The sequence below is a fragment of the Psychrobacter sp. 1U2 genome, assembly GCF_051847575.1.
The window spans coordinates 1-1,029 of sequence record NZ_JBPYDC010000489.1 but is presented as its reverse complement, the minus strand read 5'-3'; the positions used below and the strand labels follow the sequence as shown (position 1 = coordinate 1,029).

General features: G+C 41.0%; 1 protein-coding gene. It reads left to right on the top strand.

What is annotated here, in order from left to right:
- Positions 1-698, top strand: a 698-nt coding sequence (locus tag ACS8FD_RS16790; RefSeq protein WP_439276678.1) for an epimerase, incomplete at its 5' end; no start/stop codon positions are given.
- Positions 699-1,029: the final 331 nt, after the last annotated feature.

Sequence of the window (1,029 nt, the reverse complement as noted above, 5' to 3'; positions counted from 1 at the left end):
CGAGCCGTGTGAAGCCTACCGAGTCACTACTTGCGTTCATTGCACGTAGCAGCGCCAAACCTAAACTGCTAGTTAGTGGTTCAGCGATTGGCTGGTATGGCACGCAAGGCGATAAACCATTGACTGAAAGCAGTGGTTTTGAGACGGATTTTGCTCATAAATTGTGTGATGATTGGGAGCAATTAGCACTCAAAGCGACTGAACATGGCGTACCGGTGGCTATTGTGCGCACTGGTGTGGTGATTCATCCTGATGGCGGTATGCTGGGTAAGCTTTTAACACCTTTTAAAATGGGCGTCGGTGGACAATTAGGTGATGGCAAGCAAATAATGAGCTGGGTTAGTCGTGAAGACTGGGTGGGGGCTGCGATATTTATTATTGAAAAGTCTCTTGCTGATCCTGCGAACACTCAAATGATAAATAATAACTCGCTAAAAACCACAAATGATACGCCAGCGCTGGTGTATAACCTTACTGCGCCTAACCCTGTAACCAATCATACTTTTACTAAGGCGCTTGGATCATGGTTAGATCGTCCAACATTTTTTACGTTACCGGAGTTTTTACTAAAGCTGATGTTCGGTGAGATGTCGACACTACTCATTGATGGGCAAAAGGTATTGCCACAAGCATTGCAGGACGCAGGTTATGAGTTTAAACAGCCAACGTTCAAGCAGGCGTTAGAAGAGCAGAATTAATAGAACTTTGAAAGTTATAGAAAATGGTATGGTTTCATGTGAAACGCAGGTAATTCAAAAAGTTATTGAGTTATGTCTGTCAAAAATGACTAAAATAACTGACTAAATTGGACGTTTGAACACTATAGAGATATAAAAATCATGAAACCTCAATGAAATAAAATATCTGTATTCAGCGCGTAAGAAACTTGGCGTAAGATAGCTGCATCTTTATTTGATCAGATATTATTATGTGGTTTTTCTTTATTGTCGTTACCCAAATATTGGCGTCAACGACTAGTATCATTTTATGGTGGCTTATCAAGCCAAGACGTTCGATTACAAAAAAAGC